Below are 18,955 nucleotides of genomic sequence, written 5' to 3'. Positions count from 1 at the left end.
TCCTCCTCCCTGCGCGCAGCGCGGGGAGGAACGTGGGGAGCACTTCATCGTCCCGCGCGTGTCGCCTTCAGCAGGAACACGAGGAACGAGCGGCCGGTGACCTGGTAGGTGGCGCCGATCGCGAAGTGCTCATGCTCGACCTGATCCGCCAGGTTGGTATCGGCCAGCAGGATCCAACCCTCGCCGTCGGGCGCCTCGGGCAGGGTGAACTCGACCATGTCGTGATAGCCGTTGATCACCAGCAGCAGCGTCGCATTCTGGCCGCGCTTGCGGATGCCGGTCACCTGGGCACGGCCGTCCATCAGCATGCCGAAGCACTTCATGTGGCCGTCGTCCCATTCCTCCGCCTGCATCTCGCCGCCTGCGGCGTTTATCCAGGTCAGGTCCCTGACGCCGAGCTCCTCGTTGAATTCGCCGGTGAAGAAGCGGGTGCGGCGCAGGATCAGATACTTGTGACGCAGCGAGATCAGGGTGCGGGTGAAGGCCAGCGTCACAGCGTTCTTTTCCGCGAGGCTCCAGTCGACCCAGCTGATCGCGTTGTCCTGGCAGTAGGCATTGTTGTTGCCGTTCTGGGTGCGGCGGAACTCGTCGCCCGCCACCAGCATCGGCGTGCCCTGCGACAGCAGTAGCGTGGAGAGAAAATTCAGGACCTGGCGTCCACGCAACGCCTCGATCTCCGCGTCCTTCGTCGGACCTTCGGCACCGCAGTTCCACGACCGGTTGTCGGAGCTGCCGTCCTTGCCGTCCTCGCCGTTCGCGTCGTTGTGCTTGTCGTTGTAGGTGACGGTGTCGTTGAGCGTCAAGCCGTCGTGCGCCGTGACGAAATTTACGCACGCCCAGGCGCGCCGCCCGTCGCGATTGAAGGTCTCGCCCGAGGCGCAGAGCCGCGGTGCCAGCGCCTTGGCATCCGCCTCGCCGCGCCAGAAGTCGCGCACCGTGTCGCGGAACTTGTCGTTCCATTCCGCCCAGCCGGGCGGAAATCCGCCGACCTGGTAACCGCCCGGACCGCAGTCCCACGGCTCGGCAATCAGCTTCACGCTGTCGAGCACCGGATCCTGACCGACCGCCTTCAGGAAGCCGCTCTGCTCGTCGAAGCCGTTCGGCTCGCGCGCCAGGATCGTGCCGAGATCGAAGCGGAAGCCGTCGATATGCATCTCCTGCGCCCAGTAGCGCAGGCTGTCGGTCACCATCTGGATGACCCGGGGATGGCTGAGGTTGACGGTGTTGCCGGTGCCGGTGTCGTTGATGTAGTGGCGCTTCTGGTCCGGAACGAGCCGGTAGTAGCTCGCATTGTCGATGCCCTTGAAGGACAGCGTCGGCCCGCGTTCGTTGCCCTCGGCGGTGTGGTTGTAGACCACGTCGAGGATGACCTCGAGCCCGGCATCGTGGTACCGCGCGACCATCTCCTTGAACTCGCGCAGGCTGTTGGGCACATCGGAGGCGTAGCGCGGATCGGGTGCGAAGAAGCCGATCGTGTTGTAGCCCCAGTAGTTACGCAGCTTCTTGTCGAGCAGGTAGCTGTCGTCGACGAAGGAGTGGATAGGCAGCAGCTCGACGGAAGTCACGCCGAGCGATTTCACATAGGCCACGACGTCCTTATTGCCGAGCCCCGCATAGGTCCCGCGCAACCGCTTGGGCACCTTGGGATGGAGCTGGGTGAAGCCTTTCACGTGCATCTCGTAGAGGATGGTGTGATCCCACGGCACGAACTGGCGGCCGGGCTCGCCACGCCAGTCGAAGCCGGGATCGACCACGACGCATTTCGGCACGAAGGGCGCGCTGTCGCGCTCGTCGAATGTCGTGTCGTCTCCCGATTCGAGCTGGTAGCCGAATACCGCCGGAGTCCATGTCAGCTTGCCCGCATGCGCGCGCGCATACGGATCGAGCAGCAGCTTGTTCGGATTGAACCGGTGGCCCGCCTCAGGCTCATAAGGCCCGTGCACCCGGTATCCGTAGAAGGTCGCCGGCCCGACTCCGGGCAGATAGCCATGAAAGACCTGGTCGGTATATTCGGGCAGCTCGATGCGATCGGTTTCCTCGCCGGTCTTCGGGTCGAACAGGCAGACCTCGACCTTGGTCGCGTTCGCCGAGAAGAGGGCAAAGTTCGTGCCCTCGCCGTCCCAAGTCGCACCGAGCGGGTGCGGCAACCCCTCCTTGAGACGGGCCAGGTCGAATTTTCCCATGTATCGCGATCCCCACTGCAGTTCGGCACAGCCACAACGCAGCAGCGCGGGAATGGTGTCATGCAGCATTCAGCCGGTCGAGGTAGGCGCAGAACATGTCGGCCGTCACCGCAGCGATCCGGTCTACGTCGGCGGGCGGGCGCCCGTCCTCCGACACGGATTTCCCGACCGCCTCCATGGTGATCATCATCACCTCCGCCGCACGCGCCCGCTCGGCAGGCCGGGTCTGCGGCAGCGCCTCACGCATGAAAGCCAGCACCTGCCGAACTCCGGCCGTGCGGTGCTCCCGGGTCTCCGGGGCGTCGCGATAGAGCGGCGCGGCGTCACCCAGCGCCAGCCGCAGGGCCGCCTCCTCGCATTCCGACCGGAAGAAGGCGCGCACCAGCGTCCGCAGGCGCCCGGTCGGCGGCAGGCCGCGGTCGGCCAGGATGTCCTGCAGCAGCGCGCCGGTCTGGCGCCATTCGGCTGCTTGCAGGCGGAAGAGAATGGCCTCCTTGTTCGGAAAATACTGGTAGAGCGAGCCGACACTGATGCCGGCCCGCTCGGCGACGCGCGCCGTGGTGAACCGGCGCGCGCCCTCGCGGCTCAGGACCTGGACGGCCGCCTCGAGGATGTCCGCGACCAGACGCGACGAACGTGCCTGCTGCGGCTGCTTGCGCGACGAAAGATGCGGTGTTTTCGGGCTCTTCATGGGCCTCCCGGAACGCGAATGGCGAATGCGACGAACTATTCGTATTTTCCGGTCATGACAACACTCACCAACGCTCCCCTCGCCCCGGTGCTCGACAGGCTGTTCGCCGAAGCCGCCGCCTCGGCCGTCCTCCTGCGCCAGGAGATGGCGAATATCTCCGCCGACGACCGGCAGAGAATGATGACCAGCACGACGGAATACCGCGCCTTCTACGAACGCGCGAAGGACTTGCCGCTCGCGGTCTCGCGCCAGACCGGCACGCTGCTCTACATGCTGGCGCGCAGCAGCGGCGCGCGGACCATCGTTGAATTCGGCACGTCGTTCGGCATCTCGACCCTGCATCTCGCGGCTGCGCTGCGCGACAACGGCGGTGGCCGGCTGATCGGCAGCGAGTTCGAGCCGTCCAAGGTGGCCCGTGCCCGCGCGAACCTCTCGGCCGGCGGCCTCGCCGACCTGGTCGAGATCCGCGAAGGCGATGCGCTGCAAACGCTGGCGCGCGACCTGCCCGACACCATCGATCTCATCCTGCTCGACGGAGCGAAGGGACTGTATCCGGCAATCCTCGCCCTGCTCGAGACCCGCCTGCGCCCCGGCGCGCTGATCGTCGCCGACAACGCCGACTGGAGCCCGGACTATCTCGCCCGCGTCCGCTCGCCGTCACACGGCTATCTCTCGCTCCCGTTCGGCGAGGATGTCGAGTTGTCGATGAGAAGCCATTCCGTCGTCCCGACCGGAGCCCAGCCCCTCGGATGACCTCGGGGTAAACTCAGCGAGGCGTAGCGCAGTGACCTCCTCATGCAACGTCGGCCGCAATGAACAGATCGCCTCGATTACGCTTCGCCGCCGCAGCGCGGGGGTCATGAGCAACACGACTGGTGCCCACGACCCCTCCGTCGCGGATAGGACTCTTTTGTGCGAAGCGCGAGAGAGTCGACGCGCCACCTCTTGGCTTCGCCAGGAAGGAATATCAAAATCAGACGTCGAGCGCGTCTTCCAGAGTACGCAGGCCCGGCCGCTTGGCCGAGACCAGCACCGCCATGTTGCCGGGCTTGTGCTGGTTCTTCCACATCTTGGTGTGTGCCTTGGGGATGTCGGCCCAGTCGAAGACCTCGCTCATGCACGGGTCGATGCGCCGCTCGATCACCAGCTGGTTGGCCTGGCTGGCCTGCAGCAGGTTGGCGAAGTGGCTGCCCTGGATGCGCTTCTGGCGCATCCACACGAAGCGCGCGTCCATCGTCAGGTTGAAGCCGGTGGTGCCGGCGCAGAACACCACCATGCCGCCGCGCTTCACGATGTTGCACGACACCGGGAAGGTCTGCTCGCCGGGGTGCTCGAACACGAAGTCGACGTCGTTGCCGCGGCCTGTGATCTCCCAGATGGCGGCGCCGAACTTGCGCACCTTCTTCATGTACTCGGCGTAGCCCTTCTGGTCGTCGACGTCGGGCAGCTGGCCCCAGCAGTCGAAGTCGTTGCGGTTGATGACGCCCTTGGCGCCGAGGCTCATCACGAAGTCCTTCTTGGAGGAATCGGAGATCACGCCGATCGCATTGGCGCCCGCCGTGGCGATGAGCTGGATCGCCATCGAGCCGATGCCGCCCGCCGCGCCCCACACCAGCACGTTGTGGCCCGGCCGCAGGATGTGCGGGCGGTGGCCGAACAGCATGCGGTAGGCGGTGGCGAGCGTGAGCGTGTAGGAGGCGCTCTCCTCCCAGGTCAGGTGCTGCGCGCGTTTCATCAGCTGGCGCGCCTGCACCTTGCAGAACTGGGCGAAGGAGCCGTCCGGCGTCTCGTAACCCCAGATGCGCTGGCTGGTCGAGAACATCGGATCGCCGCCGTTGCACTCCTCGTCGTCGCCGTCGTCCTGGTTGCAGTGGATGACGACCTCGTCGCCGACCTTCCAGCGCTTCACCTTGGCGCCGACCGCCCAGACGATGCCCGAGGCATCGGAGCCGGCGATGTGGAACGGCTGCTTGTGCACGTCGAACGGGCTGATCGGCAGGCCAAGGCCGGCCCACACGCCGTTGTAGTTGACCCCCGCGGCCATCACGAGAACCAGCACCTCGTCCTCGCCGATCGCGTGGGTCGGCACGACCTCGAGCTGCATCGACTGCTCGGGCGGTCCGTGCCGGTCGCGACGGATGGCCCAGGCATACATTTTTGCCGGCACATGGCCGAGCGGCGGAATCTCGCCGACTTCATAAAGATCCTTCACCGGCTGGTTGGCCGTGGGGTGATTGCGCGCCGTCATTGCGACAACGGACATGGCGAAGCCTCCTATTGCACTGCGGCAAGTTATTGCTGCAGAAGCGAAGTTGCAACGCACGAATACGAATCGCAATGGGAAAGGTTCCAGAAAAACAACTTTGTTGCGTGAACCAAGAACGCACATTGACAGGATTTGGCGAGTAAACGAACGTTCATGCACTACGGTCCGAGTCGCAGGGAGGACGTGCCATGAAGCTCATGTGGTTCCATCTGATGCCGTACACGGAGCTTCCGGATGACTTCAACAAGAAGCATCCGTCGGTGTGGGTCGACATTCACTCGTCGTTGTTCGACCCACGCCGCGCGCACCACATGTACAACGACTTCATGGACGAGCTCGAATATGCCGCCGAATGCGGCTTCGACGCCGTCTGCGTGAACGAGCATCACTCCAACGGCTATGGGCTGATGCCGTCGCCCAACCTGATCGCCTCGTCGCTGGCGCGGCGCACGACCGACACCGCGATCTGCGTGATGGGCAATTCGCTCGCGCTCTACAATCCGCCGACTCGCGTGGCCGAAGAGTTCGCGATGATCGACTGCATCTCCGGCGGCCGGCTGATCGCCGGCTTCCCGGTCGGCTCGCCGATGGACACCTGCTACGCCTACGGCCAGAACCCCAGCCTGCTACGCGACCGCTATTACGAAGCGCACGACCTTGTGAAGCGCGCCTGGACCGAAAAGGACACCTTCGCCTTCTCCGGCCGCTTCAACCAGCAGCGCTACGTCAACATCTGGCCGCGGCCGATCCAGAACGACCCGCATCCGCCGATCTGGATCCCGGGCGGCGGCTCGATCGAGACGTGGCGGTGGTGCGCGGAGATGGACTACGTCTACTGCTACCTCTCCTACTACGGCTACAAGGCCGGCCTGACCACGATGCAGGGCTTCTGGAACGAGATGGAAAAGCTCGGCAAGGACCGCAATCCGTACCGCGCGGGATTTCTGCAGTTCGTCGGTGTCGCGGAGAGCCGCCAGCAGGCGCTCGACCTCTACTCCGAGCCGGCCGAGTACTTCTACGGCCGCTGCCTGCACGTCGATCCGCGCTTCGCCCTGCCGCCGGGCTACACGACCGAAGGCACGCAGCGCGCCGGCATCGAGGGCATGATGAGCAAGGCCGCCAACATCGCCAATCCGGCGACCAAGGCCGCACTCAAGGCAACGAACATGAAGGACATCGTCGACGGCGGCTATGTGCTGATCGGCTCGCCCGACGAGGTGATCGAGCAGATCCGCCATGTCGGCACCAGCCTCAATGTCGGCCACCTGATGCTGCTGCTGCAGTACGGCAACATGAGCAAGGACACCACCAAGTACAACACCCGCATGTTCGCCGAGAAGGTGATGCCGCACGTGAAGGACCTGTTCTCCGACTGGGAGGACAAGTGGTGGCCCAAGCCGATGGCCAAGGGCCAGCGCGCCGCCGTCCCGGCCTTCCGTCCCCAGACCGTCGCGGCGGAGTAGGCCTTGTCCGATCCGGTGACGACCACCGTCGAGGTGAACGGCTTCTCCTGCCGCGTCTGGACCAAGGGCAGCGGGCCCAAACTCGGCTTCCTGGCAGGCTTCGGCGGCCTGCCGCGCTGGGTGCCGTTCCTCGACGAGCTGGCCAGGACGCGCACGGTGATCGTGCCGTCGCTGCCGGGCTATCCCGGCGGCGGCCTCGGCCACACCGTGCTCGACACCCATATCGACTGGGTGCTGGCGGTGCGCCAGATCGTCGAGAAGGCCGGGCTGGCCGGCGCCGACCTGCTGGGCGCCTCGGTCGGCGGCGCCTTTGCCGCCGAAATGGCCGCGATCTTTCCCGGTCATGTCCGGAAACTGGCGCTTATCGCCCCGTTCGGCCTGTTCGACGAGGCCGTCCCTGCCGCCGATCCCTGGGCGCAGCGCAAGGACGCGGTCGCGGGCCTCATGTGCGCCGACGCGACCAAGTGGGAAGCGCTGGTGGCGCCGCCGGAAGGCGCCAACTCGATCGAATGGCCGATCGAGATGACGCGCGCGTCCGAGGCTGCCGCCCGCGCCCTGTGGCCGCTCGGCAATACCAGGCTCGAGAAGCGGCTCGGCCTGATCGAGGCACCGACACTGGTGCTGTGGGGCGACAAGGACGCCGTGCTGCCGCCAAGCTATGCGCAAAAGTTCGCCGACGGCATCAACGGCTCGACCAAAATCCAAACCGTTGCCGGCGCAGGCCACCTCGCCTATCTCGACCAGCCCGAGTTGGTTGCCCGGGCCGTGCTGGAGCATCTCTCCTGACGCCTTCGTGGTTGCACAGTCGGTTGGGATGGGTATTGTCCGCCGCGTCGCAGTTTCACGGGGGTTACGAGCCAATGACGATCCGCTCGATCAATTGGGCCGCAGGGATTTCCATTCTGGCCGCCACGCTGGCCTTTGGCGGCAGCTTGCCGGCCGCCGCCCAGGGTCCGGTCCAGGCGGTTCCGCGCGCCGGCGTTTCGTTCGCCAACACCGTCACCGTGCGGGGCTGGATCGAATCGATCGACACCGAAACCCGGACCATGGTCTTCACCACGCCGGAGGGCCGGCTGGTCAACCTGGCGGTCGGCGACGGCGTCAAGAACCTCGACACGATCCCCGAGAACGCCGCGGCCGACATCACCTACAACGAGATCGTGACGCTCCTGAATCTGCGCCAGAAGGGCCCCGGGTCGCGCGAAGCGCGCCGCGATAGCAGCAAGCCCGATTCCTCGACTGATATCGATCTCGGCCGTGTCACCTTCACGGTCACCGCCGTCGACCTCGCCACCAACCAGGTTTCGGTGATCGACGGCCGCGGCGGCCCGATCCGCACCTATTCCGCGCGCTCGATCGCCACGCAGGACATGCTGAAGAAGATCAAGGTCGGCGACGTCGTGATCGGTCTCACGACGCCGATGTCGGTCACGGCGATCACGCCGGTCAACTAGGGACCGGCGTCAGGCGCTTCGCACTGATCAGTCAGGTTCGCTGAGCGCGCACCATTGGAGCGCGACGGTCTGCGCCTGATGCTCTTCCGGCGCGTTGACCAGCGTCTCGTAGCCGCGCTCCGAAACGATACTTGCTCGGCTCGGCGGACACGGCTTTTCTCCCCATTGGACAGCAAGCCGGAACTGTGCCGGTTGCTGCCAGAGGAGTCGAGTATGCGTCATGCCCTGATCGTTGCCCTCACCGGGGCATTCACTGTTGCCGGCTGCCAGTCGTCCTATGTGCCGCTGGCGGGACCGGGCGCCGACAGCGCCGGCCAGCAGTTCGGTCCCCCGCCACCCGGCATGGGCGCGGTCTATTTCTTCAATCCGACCTCAGCCAGTCCGGTCCTGAACGTTAGGGCCAACGGCCAGGAGATCGGCCGGCTCGGTACGCAAACCTGGATGCGCGCGGAGTTCGCGCCGGGCCCGAACACGTTCCATTGCTGGGGTGCAAATTCCACCAACCAGGTCACGATCGACCTCGCCCCCGGCGACATGCGCTTCATCGACGTCGAGATGCAGCCTGGGCAATTCGTCTGCACGATTCGCGAAGCCGATCCGGGCGCCGGCCGCGCTGCCGTCCTGAACGGTAATCGCGCGGTGCAGTACTGACGGGGCGCGTCAGGAGATCGCGACGTCTTCCCAGAAGCCGATCCAGTGATCGACCGGCTTCATCTTGGCCTGCGGCGCCTCGTAGGACCATGCTGCGCGCGGGCTCTGCGCCGCCCCTTCGACGACGTCGTAGAACTGCACGCCGTGCGGACATTCGAGATCGCTCGCCGTCTTGGGCGTGACCTTCAGCAGGTCCATCTTCACCGTGTCGCGCGGGAAATAGACATAGCCGCCGACTTCGAGGGTCTTGTCGCTCTCGGCAATCACCTTGCCGTGCCAGGTCGCCTTATGGGTCATCGATGCATCCCCTGAGTGGATGCCCATTAGGTGATGGCCGGAGCGGGACATTCAAGCGGCAATCTGCGGCCTGAAGCTGGGCTCGGTGGCCACCGCACTCGGCCGCCCCGCCATCTCACGCGCCCAGCGGTTGACGTTCGGCGCCTGGTCGGCAATCGCCTTGAGCTCGGCGACATCGGGGAAATAGGCGTAAAGCGGATAAAGGTAGAGGTCGGCCACGGTCAGTGAATCGCCTGCCAGGAAACGATGCTGTCCGAGCTGGCGGTCGAAGACCGGCAACACGTCCGCCGTCTTGGCCAGATACTTCTGCGCCATTTCCGCCGGCACCGGCAGGAAGCCGGCGCGCGCCGCGAAGTAGCGCAGCGCGGCGTTGACCAGCGAATCCGCAACGGCGCTCGCCCACTGGTCGCAAACCGCCGCGGCGGCCACGTCGTCCGGCCACAGCTTCGGTCCCGGAAAGACCCGCTCGAGGTAGCGCAGGATCGCGATCGACTCGTAGAGCGTCAGCTCGCCATGCGTGATCGCGGGGATTTTGCCGAACGGGTTGAGCGCGCCGATCGTGTTGGGCATCGCGTCGACCATCTCGTAGTCGACGCCCTTCTCGTGGCACGCCAACCGCACCGTTCGGGTGAAGGTGCTGGGCGACAGTCCGTGGATCTTGAGCGTTGCCATCATTGCCTCCTTGGTTGTCGAAACTCATCTGATCGAAGGTCCGACCCCCTTCCGCCCTTCGGGCACCTTCCCCCGCAGAAGGGGGAAGGCGAAGAAATTCATGCCTTCCCCCGTCTGCGGGGGAAGGTGGCGCGTAGCGCCGGAACGGGGTCGGAGCTTCGTCAGTAGCGGTCGTGCCGGCGGACCCAGGCCATCGAGAAGGACAGCGCCTTCTCGTCCCGCCCCTTCGAGGTGATGTCGAGCAGCTGATAGGCGCCGTTCAGCATGTCGAGGCCGCGGGCATACGTCGAATAGGTGCGATAGATCGCGCCGTCGTCGCGGCGGAAGGCGCTGAGGCCGGGAGCCTCCTGGCCGTAGGGCGCCAGGGTGTCGTGGTTGTACTTCGGCTCCTTCTCGTCGGGCGGGAAGGAGACGCCGAAATCGAAGTTGAAATCGTTGTGCAGAGAGGAGACCCAATGGAAGGTCCAGCCCATGCGCTTGCGGTACGCCTCGAGCCTGTCGATCGGCCCACGCGACACGACCACGAACGAGGTGTCGCGATGCGCGAGATGCACGTCGATGCCGTTGAAATTGTCCGACCAGAAGGAGCAGCTCGGGCAGCCCTCGTTCCAGTCCGGGCCGAACATGAAATGCTGCACGATGAGCTGACCCCGACCTGCGAACAGGTCACCCAGAGTCACGCGACCCTCGGGCGCGTCGAAGACGTACTCCTTCTCGACCTTCATCCAAGGCAGCGCGCGACGTTCCTCCGCGAGCTCCTCGCGCAAGCGCGTGAACTCCTTCTCTCTGGCAAGCTGCGCGCGGCTGGCTTCGAGCCACTCCGATTGCGAGACGATGCGATGGCTTGTCATGCTGTCCTCCGCAGAAAGGCTTCGAGCTTGTCGAACGAACCGCTCCAACCGTCGTTATGGCCCTGGCGGCTGGGCGTGTCGGCGAACGAGCCATGGATCAGCGTCAGCTCGGTCTTGCTGCCGACGGAGCGGAATTCGAGGCGCACCGTGGTCTCGTGCCCGCGCGGCGTGTCGAAGTCCGCGCCCGCATGGTGCGCCCAGGTGAAGACCAGTCGCTCCGGCCGCTTGACCTCGAGATAGCGGCCCGACGTGGCGAAGGTCCGGTCGGGACGATGCCCGCGCGCGCGCCAGGCGCCGCCCGGCCGAACGTCGAGGTGGGCCTCATCGAGCATGACGCCGGGCGGACACATCCACTGGATGAACTGGGTTTCGTCGGCCCAGGCGTCGAACACGCGCTCGCGCGGCGCGTCGAAGATGCGGACGAGGCGCAACGTGTTGTCGTCAAGAACGGCGGCCACGGCGTTTCTCCTTCGCAGGTTTCGGAGTCGTACGGGCAAGGAAAGCATCGAGCTGGTCGAACTGCTGCTCCCAGAAGCGCCGGTAGAACTCGATCCAGTCGGCCGCTTCGCGCATGCCCTCGCCGCGCAGGCTGCAGCGGCGCCATTGCGCCTCGGTGCTGCGCTCGATCAGTCCCGCCTCGGTCAGCACCTTGAGATGGCGCGACACGGCCGGCAGCGACATGTCGAACGGCTCGGCCAGCTCGCCCACCGTTGCCGCTCCCGTCGCCAGCCGCGCCAGGATCGCGCGCCGGGTCGGATCGGCCAGCGCCGAGAAGGTTTGCGAGAGCGCATCCATATTTAACCAATACGTTAAATACGACAGATCGTCAAGTCCTTGCCCTGTCGACCCGTTGAGGGACGCCAAGAAGGCATCTTGCTTAACTGCCCGGCGATCGGCGCCCTAGGCACGCGTATGATTCCCAGAGACTATGGGTAAAGTGGAGTTCGCAATGCCACCGTTTTCACCCCAATGGAATGCGTTTACGAGAGAAGCTGCGATTGCCTCGCAATCAATCAGCTCTGGTCTCACCACGCTTCGAAAGGCCTATTATAGTTCGACGGGCCTCTACAGCCATGCGTTCTTCAGTCTGGCGATAGGCTTCGAGCGGCTTCTCAAGATCATTGTCATCATCGACTACGCGGTGCGCCACAGCGGCGCGCTCATGCCAGAGAGGATGTTACGAAAGTATGGTCACGATATCGGGCTTCTATTCGCCGATGCCCGGCTTGCGCGCGCACGAACAGCGAGCCGTAGCGATATCTTCGATCTTCCGGCCAATGGTATCGAAGCCGATATAATACGCTTCCTTACGAAATTTTCGAAGAGCACGCGCTACTACAATCTCGACTATCTCTCCGGCGTCGCCGTTACCGTCGATGATCCCATAAGAGAATGGTTCGACAGCATCGGAAGCCGCATCTTCGAAGCACATTACAAACCAAGTGACCAGCGACGAGACCGCGCCCGCGCGGAAATCGTGGACGCGCTCATCGGGTCACATTCAGCAGTGTTTCATACAGCTGAAGATGGTTCAGCGCTAACAACCGTCAGTTCGGCTTCCTTTCGAACAGCACAGAATAAAGTGCTTCAAAAATACGGGACATTTTATTGCGCCAAGATTGCTCGATATCTCTACATACTCCTCCACGACTTGGAGAAGCCTGGACATCAGGTCGGACTGGACGTGGCCGGACTGCATGAGCTCTTCTTCATCTTTCTGGAGGACAGATATCTACTTTCTCGCAAGACCTTTCCGCCGAGAGGACAATAACTTCTATGCGATGCCGCTTCGCTGGGCCGACCCCGAAGCGCTATGCCGGCAACAGCGGACACCGATCGAAGATCAGCGTCATGAAGTCTACGGCGCGACGCGCTCGCGTGACCGTACATGCATTTTTTAGCCTGACCGAACGCTGACATCATTACCTCAACGGTATTCGACGCCTGCCGTGGTGGAGCGCATCTCTGGCGCACCATCGAAGGAGGCTTTCATGCTCATGCATCGCCGCACGTTCCTCGCCGCAGCCGCCGTCCCGGCGCTGCTCCCGTCGCCCACGCGCGCCGCCTCAGGCACGATCGAGACGCGCGACGGCCAGCGTCTGTTCACGATAGACAAGGGCACTGGCCGGCCGGTCGTGTTCATCCATGGCTGGACGCTCAGCTCCGCGATCTGGAGCCTCCAGGTCGAGGCGCTCGCGTCGCAAGGCCTGCGCGCGATCGCTTACGACCGGCGCGGCCATGGCCAGTCGAGCAAGCCTGAGACCGGTTACGATTACGAAATCCTCAGCGCCGATCTCGCCACCCTGCTCGACAAGCTCGACCTCAAGGACGTGGTGTTGGTCGGTCATTCCATGGGCGCCGGCGAAGTCGTGCGCTATCTCGCGCGTCATGGCCGCGCGCGCGTCAGCCGCGTGATGCTGGTCGCGCCGACAACGCCCTATGCGCTCAGGACCGACGACAATCCGCAAGGCGTCGACCGCGCCCTGTACGACAAGATCGTCGCGGCACTGTGGAGCAATCGATACGGCTACCTCGCCTCGGGCGCGCCTGGCCTGCTCGGCCGCAACGCCGAACCCGAGCTGGTCGAGTGGGCGATGTCGATCGCGCTGCAGGCCACGCCGCAGGCGCAGATCGGCTGCCTGCGCGCCTTCTCCGAGACCGACTTCCGGCCCGATCTCGCGGCCGTCAAAGTGCCGACCCTGATCGTCTACGGCACCGCCGACTCGCCGATCACACCGATCAACGCGGGCCGCACGCAGGCGGGTATTGCGGGCAGCCGCGTGGAAATCTATGAGGGCGCGCCACATGCCTTGTTCGTGACGGATGCGGAGCGTTTCAATCGGGACCTGCTCCAGTTCGCGAGGAGCTAGAATCCGGATGGAAGCGATCTATCGGGTCGACGGCGTCACCGCCGACACCAGCGCGCACGCGGGCGGGCCGTGGGACCCAAAGCTGCAGCACGGTGCCGCACCCTCGTCGCTGATCTGCTGGGCTGTGGAGCGCCTGCCCTCGCCCGTGCCGATGCGGGTGGCGCGGCTCACCGTCGACCTGATGCGGCCGGTACCGGTGGCGCCGCTCACGATCGAGACAGAGGTGTTGCGCGAAGGGAAGAAGATCCAGCTCGTCGCGGTACGGCTGCTGGCCGGAGGCAAGGAAGTGGTGCGCGCGACCGCGCTGCGGATCCGCAAGCAGGCCGAGGCGCTGCCGGTCGAGACCCCCTACCCGCCGCTCGACCTGCCGTTGCCCGAAGCAGGCAACGACGCGATGGCCGGCGCGATGTCGAACACGCCGTTCCTGTCCGGCCTATCGGCGCGCAACGTCAAGGGCGCGTTTGCGCAGGCCGGGCCGGCGGCGATCTGGTTCCATGCGACGCGGCCGATCGTCGAGGGCGCGGCGATCTCGCCGCTGATGCGCGCCGCCATCACCGGGGATTTCTGCAACGGCACCTCCTCGGTGCTCGACTTCCGCCACTGGACGTTCATCAATGGCGACCTGACGCTCAGCCTCGCCCGCGAGCCGGTCGGCGAATGGATCCTGCTCGATGCCGAGACCTGGGCCGGTCCCGACTCGATCGGCCTCGCCGCCGCGAGGCTCGCAGATCGCGCCGGCTATTTCGGCCGCGCCGTCCAGAGCATCCTGTTCGAGAAGCGGTCGTAGTCTTCTCTTCCGGACCGCGACCTTCCAGATCGCTCATGCTCATGAGCGAGCCGGAGGCTCGCGGTCCGGAAGAGAAGACATTCCAATAGGGATGATCTCGGAAGAGGCCAGGGAGAATGGCGTGCCGGACCAGTCGCCGAGCCATCGTTCGACCGTGAGGCCCGCGGCGTCGATCAGCGACGCGAGTCGCTCCTGCGGCGGGAACGCAATCTTCGATTGCGATGAATACAGACGGCCATCCGCAAGCTCGTAGTAGGTCCCGTACGTCACGATGCCCGTGACGGGATCGCACGATGCATCGTTCCAGGCGAGCACGCGGCCAAGCGCGGGGTGTTCGATGTGCCGCTTCGAATTCGCGGACGTCCACGCGCGCCACTGCCCAAATTCGGGATTGCGGGAATCGAAGATAAAGTGGCCCGTGGGCGCGAGATGAGCCGCGATGGTGCGAAGAACGGCCGCGCGATCCTCATCGGTGAGGAACACCTGGAAGGCGTGACCGGTCAGCACGACGAGATCGAAGTGCCGGTCGAGCCGGACTGTCCGGGCATCGTGGCGGATCCACTGCACGCGCTCGCCGCCCGGCCTCTTGGCTGCGATGTCGAGCATGGCAGCAGCGGGATCGACTCCGACCACTACACGGCCGGCCTGCTCCGCCATAGACGCTGCGAACAAACCGGTGCCGCATCCGAGGTCGAGCACCGAGCCACAGCCCTCGGCCAGCGTGCGGCAATAGTCGAGATCCTCGGCCCAGCCGTTCTCGAGGTCGTAGAACTGCGCCAGATCCGGATCGCCATAGAGCCGGTCCGTTTCCACGAATCGCTCAGCCTCTCTTCCAGCTCGTGCCTTTCGGCCCGTCCTCGAGGATCACGCCCTTGGCCTTGAGCTCGTCGCGGATGCGGTCGGACTCCTTGAAGTCCTTCGCCTTGCGCGCGGCCTGGCGGGCGGCGATCGCGGTCTCGATCTCCACATCGCTCGGCCCCGTCGATCCTGCCGGCGTCCAGCGGAACCACGCCTCGGCGTCCTCCTGCAACAGGCCGAGCGCTCGCGCGCCGGCACGGAGCTGCGCCGGATCGTCGAGCTGATGGATCGCGGCGATGGCCTGCGGCGTGTTGAGATCGTCCGACAGCGCCTCCTCGACCGATTGCGGGACGGCCACTTCGGCAATCGCCTTGCCGCGCAGGAATCCGTACCAGCGATCGAGCGTCGCCTTGGAAGCCTGTAGGCCCTCGTGCGTGAAGTCGAGCGGTTGACGGTAGTGCGCCGACAGCAGCAGCAGGCGGATCGCCTCGCCGGGATACTGGTCGAGCAGCTCGTGCACGGTGAAGAAGTTGCCGAGCGACTTGCTCATCTTCTCGCCGGAGATGTTGAGGAAGCCGTTGTGCATCCAGTACTTCGCCATGATGGCGTGACCGAAGGCCGAGCGGCTCTGGGCGATCTCGTTCTCGTGGTGCGGGAAGATCAGGTCGAGGCCGCCGGCATGGATGTCGAAAGTCTCGCCGAGATGCGCAGCGCTCATCGCCGAGCACTCGATGTGCCAGCCCGGCCGCCCGCGGCCCCACGGGCTCGGCCAGCCCGCCTGCACGTCGGTCGACGGCTTCCACAGCACGAAGTCGGCCGGGTCCTTCTTGTAGGGGGCCACCTCGACCCGCGCGCCAGCGATCAGCTCGTCGCGCGGCTTGCGCGACAGGCGGCCGTAGTCGGGCATGCTGGGCACACTGAACAGCACATGGCCGTCGGCGGCATAGGCATGGCCGCGTTCGATCAACCGCTTGATCAGCGATACCATCTCGCCGACATAAGCAGTGGCGCGCGGCTCGACGTCGGGCGCGAGCGCGCCGAGCCGGCCCATGTCGCTCTGGTAGGCCTGCGCGGTGCGGTTGGTGAGGGCGTCGATCGTCTCGCCGTTCTCCGCCGCGCGGGTCATGATCTTGTCGTCGATATCGGTGATGTTGCGCACGTAGGTGACGCGCGGATAGCTCCGCTTCAGCATGCGGTAGAGCACGTCGAACGCGACCACCGGGCGTGCATTGCCGATATGGACGTAATCGTAGACGGTCGGGCCGCAGACATAGAGGCGCACGTGCTCCGGCTGGAGCGGCACGAACGGCTCTTTCTCGCGCGACAGCGTATTGTAAATGACCAGGGACATCGCCCCTTACTCCCCAATGCAGATATGAACGAAGGCTGACCGGCCCGGAACGGGCGTCAGACCTCGGAACATCGCGGGAGAAAGATGAACGACATGGCGCCTCTTTATACGAAGCGTTCGTGCCGTGCAAACTCTTGTCCGCGGCATGTCCTGCTCAAGCCGCTTCGCCCTCCAGCCGCGCCCTGGCCTTGGCGCGGCCGATCAGCGGCAGGAGCCTGGCCATCTCCGGCCCGTTGTCCTGGGCCGTGAGCGCGAGCCTGAGCGGATGGAACAGCGCCCGGCCCTTGCGCCCGCTCGCAGCCGACAGCGCGCTCGTCCAGGCCTTCCACGTCGCGTCCGTCCAGGGTTCCGACGGCAAGGCCTTCGCCGCGTCGGACAGGAACGCCGGCTCCTCGATGCGCGGGGTGATCGGTCCGCGCACGACATCGGCCCAGATCGTCGTGTCGGACAATGTCGTGAGGTTGCCGCGCACGGCGAGCCAGAAGGCCTCACCCAAGTCGTCCGGCAACCGCTCGCGTACCGCAGCATAAGGCATGGCATGCAGGGTGCGGGCGCTGAGATGCACCAGCTCCTCCTCCGAGAAGCGCGCCGCCGCGCGCCCGACCCTCGCGAAGTCGACGGTCGCAACGAGGGCGTCGAGCGATGTCACCGGCTCGACGGGATCGGCCGTGCCGAGGCGCGCCAGCAGCGCGCAGATCGCCAGCGGCTCGATGCCCCGCTCGCGCAGCTCGCCGACCGACAGCGATCCGGTGCGCTTGCTCAGGCCGCCGCCGCCCGCATCGACTAGCAGCGGCAGATGGGCGAATACCGGAACAGGGCCGTCCAGCGCCTCGAACATCTGGATCTGTGCACCGGTGTTCGTGACATGATCCTCGCCGCGGACCACATGAGTGATGCCGAGGGCGATGTCGTCGACCACCGAGGTGAAGCTGTAGAGGTAGGACCCGTCCGCGCGCACCAGCACCGGATCGCTCTGGCTCGCCTCGTCGACATGCTGGGCGCCACGCACCAGGTCGGCCCAGCGCACCTGCTCGGGCGCGAGCTTGAAGCGCCAGTGTGGCCGGCGCCCCTCGCCTTCGAGCGTTCTGCGCGCCGCATAATCGAGCTTGAGCGCGGCCCGGTCGTAGACCGGCGGCCGGCCCTGGGCGAGCAGCCGGCGGCGCTTGAACTCCAGCTCCTCTGGAGTCTCGTAGCAGGGATAGAGGCGGCCGGACGCGATCAGCGCGTCGCGCGCCGTGTCGTAAGTGGCAAGGCGATCGGACTGGCGCTCCTTGATGTCCCAGGTGAGACCGAGCCAGCCGAGATCGCGCTCGATCGCCGTCTCGAACTCGGGCTTGCTCCGGGCACGGTCGGTGTCGTCGAGCCGCAGTATGAATTTACCGTCATGCCGTCGTGCAAATAGCCAGTTGAACAGCGCCGCGCGGATATTTCCGACATGTAGCAGGCCGGTGGGGCTGGGCGCGAAACGGACGACGACGGACATCGGGGCGACTTGTGACGATGGTGCATTGGCGGGTCAAGCGAGCTTCGTCTAAGGTCCGCCGCGAGTGGATCGGCGCAACCGTGCGCCGATGGTGTGTACCCACGGAGTAGTACAGTGAAGCGTCGTCATCTTTTGGTTGCCGGCTTCGGCACGCTGGCAGCCCCCGCGATCGTTCGCGCCCAGGCCAAATATCCCGACCGTCCCATCCGCCTCGTGATCCCCTTCGCGCCGGCCGGTCCGACCGACATCATCGGCCGCAAGGCCGCCGAAAAGATGACCGGAATCATGGGGCAGACCTGGGTGGTCGACAACAAGGCCGGCGCCGCGGGCTCGATCGGCGCGGTCGAGGTCAAGAATGCCAAGCCGGACGGCTACACGGTGCTCCTCGCGACCTCCTCGACTCATGCGATCAATCCGACCGCCTATGCCAAGCCGCTCTACGACGCGGTGAAGGACTTCACGCCGATCTCCTCGATCTGCGTCAATCCGGCGGTGCTGGCGGCCCGGACCGACATGCCCGACACCGTGACGGGCCTCGTCGAGCTGATGAAGAAGAACCCGGGCAAGTATTCCTACGGCTCGTCCGGCACGGGAGGGATCTTTCATCTCACCGGCGAGTACTTCAAACGCGCGGTCGGCGGCATGGACGTGGAACACATCCCCTACAAGGGCTCGGCTCCTGCCCTCAACGACATGATGTCGGGCCAGCTCGCCTGGATGTTCGACACCTTCGCCACCATGCTGCCGCTGCATCGGGCCGGCAAGATACGCATCCTGGGCTATGCCTATTCCGTACGGGCCCCCATCGCTCCGGAGATCCCGACCATGATCGAGGCCGGCGTAAAGGGCTACGAGGCCTATACCTTCAATTTGATCCTGGGCCCGGCCAACATGCCGAAGAACATCGTCGATTCGCTCGACCAGGCGTCGCGTAAGCTGATGGCCGATCCCGACATGGTGAAGTTCCTCAACGATGTCGCAGCCGCGCCGACGCCCGACACCACTCCCGAGCGCACGGCGAAGTTCATCACCGACGAGATCGCCAAGTGGGCGCCCGTGATCAAGGACGCCGGCATCCGGGTCGAATAGCTGCCCCCTCCGCCCCCCTTCCGCCCTTCGAGGACGGAAGGGGGTCTCC

At 65.4% G+C, this 18,955-nt stretch carries 20 protein-coding genes; 9 read left to right on the top strand and 11 right to left on the bottom strand.

From position 1 onward, the window contains the following. Positions 1 to 44: 44 nt before the first annotated feature. Positions 45 to 2,183 (bottom strand): glycogen debranching protein GlgX, encoded by a 2,139-nt coding sequence (gene glgX / locus ACQY8M_RS18620; protein ID WP_428674906.1) that lies wholly within the window; start codon positions 2,181 to 2,183, stop codon positions 45 to 47. Between the two features lie 58 nt (positions 2,184 to 2,241). After that, positions 2,242 to 2,874: a TetR family transcriptional regulator gene (locus ACQY8M_RS18615; RefSeq protein WP_428674904.1), complete on the bottom strand. Its 633-nt coding sequence runs from the start codon at positions 2,872 to 2,874 to the stop codon at positions 2,242 to 2,244. A gap of 54 nt (positions 2,875 to 2,928) precedes the next feature. On the opposite strand from ACQY8M_RS18615, the gene ACQY8M_RS18610 reads away from it, so the two are divergent. Then, entirely contained in the window at positions 2,929 to 3,627 is a 699-nt protein-coding gene (locus tag ACQY8M_RS18610; RefSeq protein ID WP_428674902.1) for an O-methyltransferase, read from the top strand. Positions 3,628 to 3,847: 220 nt separating this feature from the next. On the opposite strand, the gene ccrA is transcribed toward ACQY8M_RS18610, so the two are convergent. Then, entirely contained in the window at positions 3,848 to 5,137 is a 1,290-nt protein-coding gene (ccrA, locus tag ACQY8M_RS18605; RefSeq protein WP_428674900.1) for a crotonyl-CoA carboxylase/reductase, read from the bottom strand. A gap of 191 nt (positions 5,138 to 5,328) precedes the next feature. Here ccrA and ACQY8M_RS18600 point away from each other — a divergent pair, with 191 nt between their 5' ends. From ACQY8M_RS18600 to ACQY8M_RS18585, 4 genes are all read left to right on the top strand, one after another. Beyond that, the gene (locus ACQY8M_RS18600) at positions 5,329 to 6,603 is read left to right on the top strand and encodes an LLM class flavin-dependent oxidoreductase (RefSeq protein WP_428674898.1); all 1,275 of its coding nucleotides are present in this window, start codon (positions 5,329 to 5,331) and stop codon (positions 6,601 to 6,603) included. 3 nt (positions 6,604 to 6,606) lie between these two features. Then, complete coding sequence (locus ACQY8M_RS18595) at positions 6,607 to 7,389, top strand: alpha/beta fold hydrolase (RefSeq protein ID WP_428674896.1); 783 nt, start codon at positions 6,607 to 6,609, stop codon at positions 7,387 to 7,389. A gap of 74 nt (positions 7,390 to 7,463) precedes the next feature. Then, positions 7,464 to 8,057 carry a hypothetical protein gene (locus ACQY8M_RS18590; protein ID WP_428674894.1) on the top strand — a complete coding sequence of 198 codons (594 nt, stop codon included), beginning with the start codon at positions 7,464 to 7,466 and terminating at the stop codon, positions 8,055 to 8,057. Between the two features lie 213 nt (positions 8,058 to 8,270). After that, positions 8,271 to 8,708 (top strand): hypothetical protein, encoded by a 438-nt coding sequence (locus ACQY8M_RS18585; protein WP_428674892.1) that lies wholly within the window; start codon positions 8,271 to 8,273, stop codon positions 8,706 to 8,708. Positions 8,709 to 8,717: 9 nt separating this feature from the next. On the opposite strand, the gene ACQY8M_RS18580 is transcribed toward ACQY8M_RS18585, so the two are convergent. The 5 genes from ACQY8M_RS18580 to ACQY8M_RS18560 all read right to left on the bottom strand — a co-directional run bounded on the left by ACQY8M_RS18580 (position 8,718) and on the right by ACQY8M_RS18560 (position 11,323). Continuing rightward, positions 8,718 to 9,005, bottom strand: coding sequence for a DUF427 domain-containing protein (locus ACQY8M_RS18580; RefSeq protein WP_428674890.1), 288 nt, complete (start codon positions 9,003 to 9,005; stop codon positions 8,718 to 8,720). 51 nt (positions 9,006 to 9,056) lie between these two features. Beyond that, positions 9,057 to 9,677 carry a glutathione S-transferase family protein gene (locus ACQY8M_RS18575; protein ID WP_428674888.1) on the bottom strand — a complete coding sequence of 207 codons (621 nt, stop codon included), beginning with the start codon at positions 9,675 to 9,677 and terminating at the stop codon, positions 9,057 to 9,059. A gap of 161 nt (positions 9,678 to 9,838) precedes the next feature. Next, positions 9,839 to 10,528 carry a DUF899 domain-containing protein gene (locus ACQY8M_RS18570; protein ID WP_428674886.1) on the bottom strand — a complete coding sequence of 230 codons (690 nt, stop codon included), beginning with the start codon at positions 10,526 to 10,528 and terminating at the stop codon, positions 9,839 to 9,841. After that, positions 10,525 to 10,986, bottom strand: coding sequence for an SRPBCC family protein (locus ACQY8M_RS18565; protein WP_428674884.1), 462 nt, complete (start codon positions 10,984 to 10,986; stop codon positions 10,525 to 10,527). Before ACQY8M_RS18565 ends, ACQY8M_RS18570 begins: the two co-directional genes overlap by 4 nt. Next, positions 10,970 to 11,323: an ArsR/SmtB family transcription factor gene (locus ACQY8M_RS18560; protein WP_428674882.1), complete on the bottom strand. Its 354-nt coding sequence runs from the start codon at positions 11,321 to 11,323 to the stop codon at positions 10,970 to 10,972. The genes ACQY8M_RS18565 and ACQY8M_RS18560 overlap by 17 nt, the downstream gene beginning before the upstream one ends. A gap of 154 nt (positions 11,324 to 11,477) precedes the next feature. On the opposite strand from ACQY8M_RS18560, the gene ACQY8M_RS18555 reads away from it, so the two are divergent. The 3 genes from ACQY8M_RS18555 (at position 11,478) to ACQY8M_RS18545 (ending at position 14,185) form a co-directional block, all read left to right on the top strand. Further along, a complete protein-coding gene (locus tag ACQY8M_RS18555; RefSeq protein ID WP_428674880.1) occupies positions 11,478 to 12,299 on the top strand; it encodes a hypothetical protein in 822 nt (273 codons plus the stop codon). Positions 12,300 to 12,519: 220 nt separating this feature from the next. Beyond that, positions 12,520 to 13,398: an alpha/beta fold hydrolase gene (locus ACQY8M_RS18550; RefSeq protein WP_428674878.1), complete on the top strand. Its 879-nt coding sequence runs from the start codon at positions 12,520 to 12,522 to the stop codon at positions 13,396 to 13,398. A gap of 7 nt (positions 13,399 to 13,405) precedes the next feature. Then, positions 13,406 to 14,185, top strand: a complete 780-nt coding sequence (locus ACQY8M_RS18545) for a thioesterase family protein (protein WP_428674876.1) — start codon at positions 13,406 to 13,408, stop codon at positions 14,183 to 14,185. 39 nt (positions 14,186 to 14,224) lie between these two features. Here the strand turns inward: ACQY8M_RS18545 and ACQY8M_RS18540 are convergent, their stop codons facing one another. The 3 genes from ACQY8M_RS18540 to gltX form a co-directional block, all read right to left on the bottom strand. Further along, complete coding sequence (locus ACQY8M_RS18540) at positions 14,225 to 14,998, bottom strand: class I SAM-dependent methyltransferase (RefSeq protein WP_428674874.1); 774 nt, start codon at positions 14,996 to 14,998, stop codon at positions 14,225 to 14,227. Positions 14,999 to 15,005: 7 nt separating this feature from the next. Next, positions 15,006 to 16,334, bottom strand: coding sequence for a cysteine--tRNA ligase (cysS, locus tag ACQY8M_RS18535; protein ID WP_428674872.1), 1,329 nt, complete (start codon positions 16,332 to 16,334; stop codon positions 15,006 to 15,008). Between the two features lie 154 nt (positions 16,335 to 16,488). Continuing rightward, positions 16,489 to 17,817 (bottom strand): glutamate--tRNA ligase, encoded by a 1,329-nt coding sequence (gltX, locus tag ACQY8M_RS18530; RefSeq protein ID WP_428674870.1) that lies wholly within the window; start codon positions 17,815 to 17,817, stop codon positions 16,489 to 16,491. 114 nt (positions 17,818 to 17,931) lie between these two features. Here gltX and ACQY8M_RS18525 point away from each other — a divergent pair, with 114 nt between their 5' ends. Continuing rightward, positions 17,932 to 18,906, top strand: coding sequence for a Bug family tripartite tricarboxylate transporter substrate binding protein (locus tag ACQY8M_RS18525; protein WP_428674868.1), 975 nt, complete (start codon positions 17,932 to 17,934; stop codon positions 18,904 to 18,906). Positions 18,907 to 18,955: the final 49 nt, after the last annotated feature.

Origin of the sequence: Reyranella sp. (assembly GCF_965279465.1) — a bacterium.
In the GTDB taxonomy this organism is placed as follows: domain Bacteria; phylum Pseudomonadota; class Alphaproteobacteria; order Reyranellales; family Reyranellaceae; genus Reyranella.
Note: the sequence above shows the minus strand (reverse complement) of the source record. Positions and strands in the feature narration are given on the sequence as shown.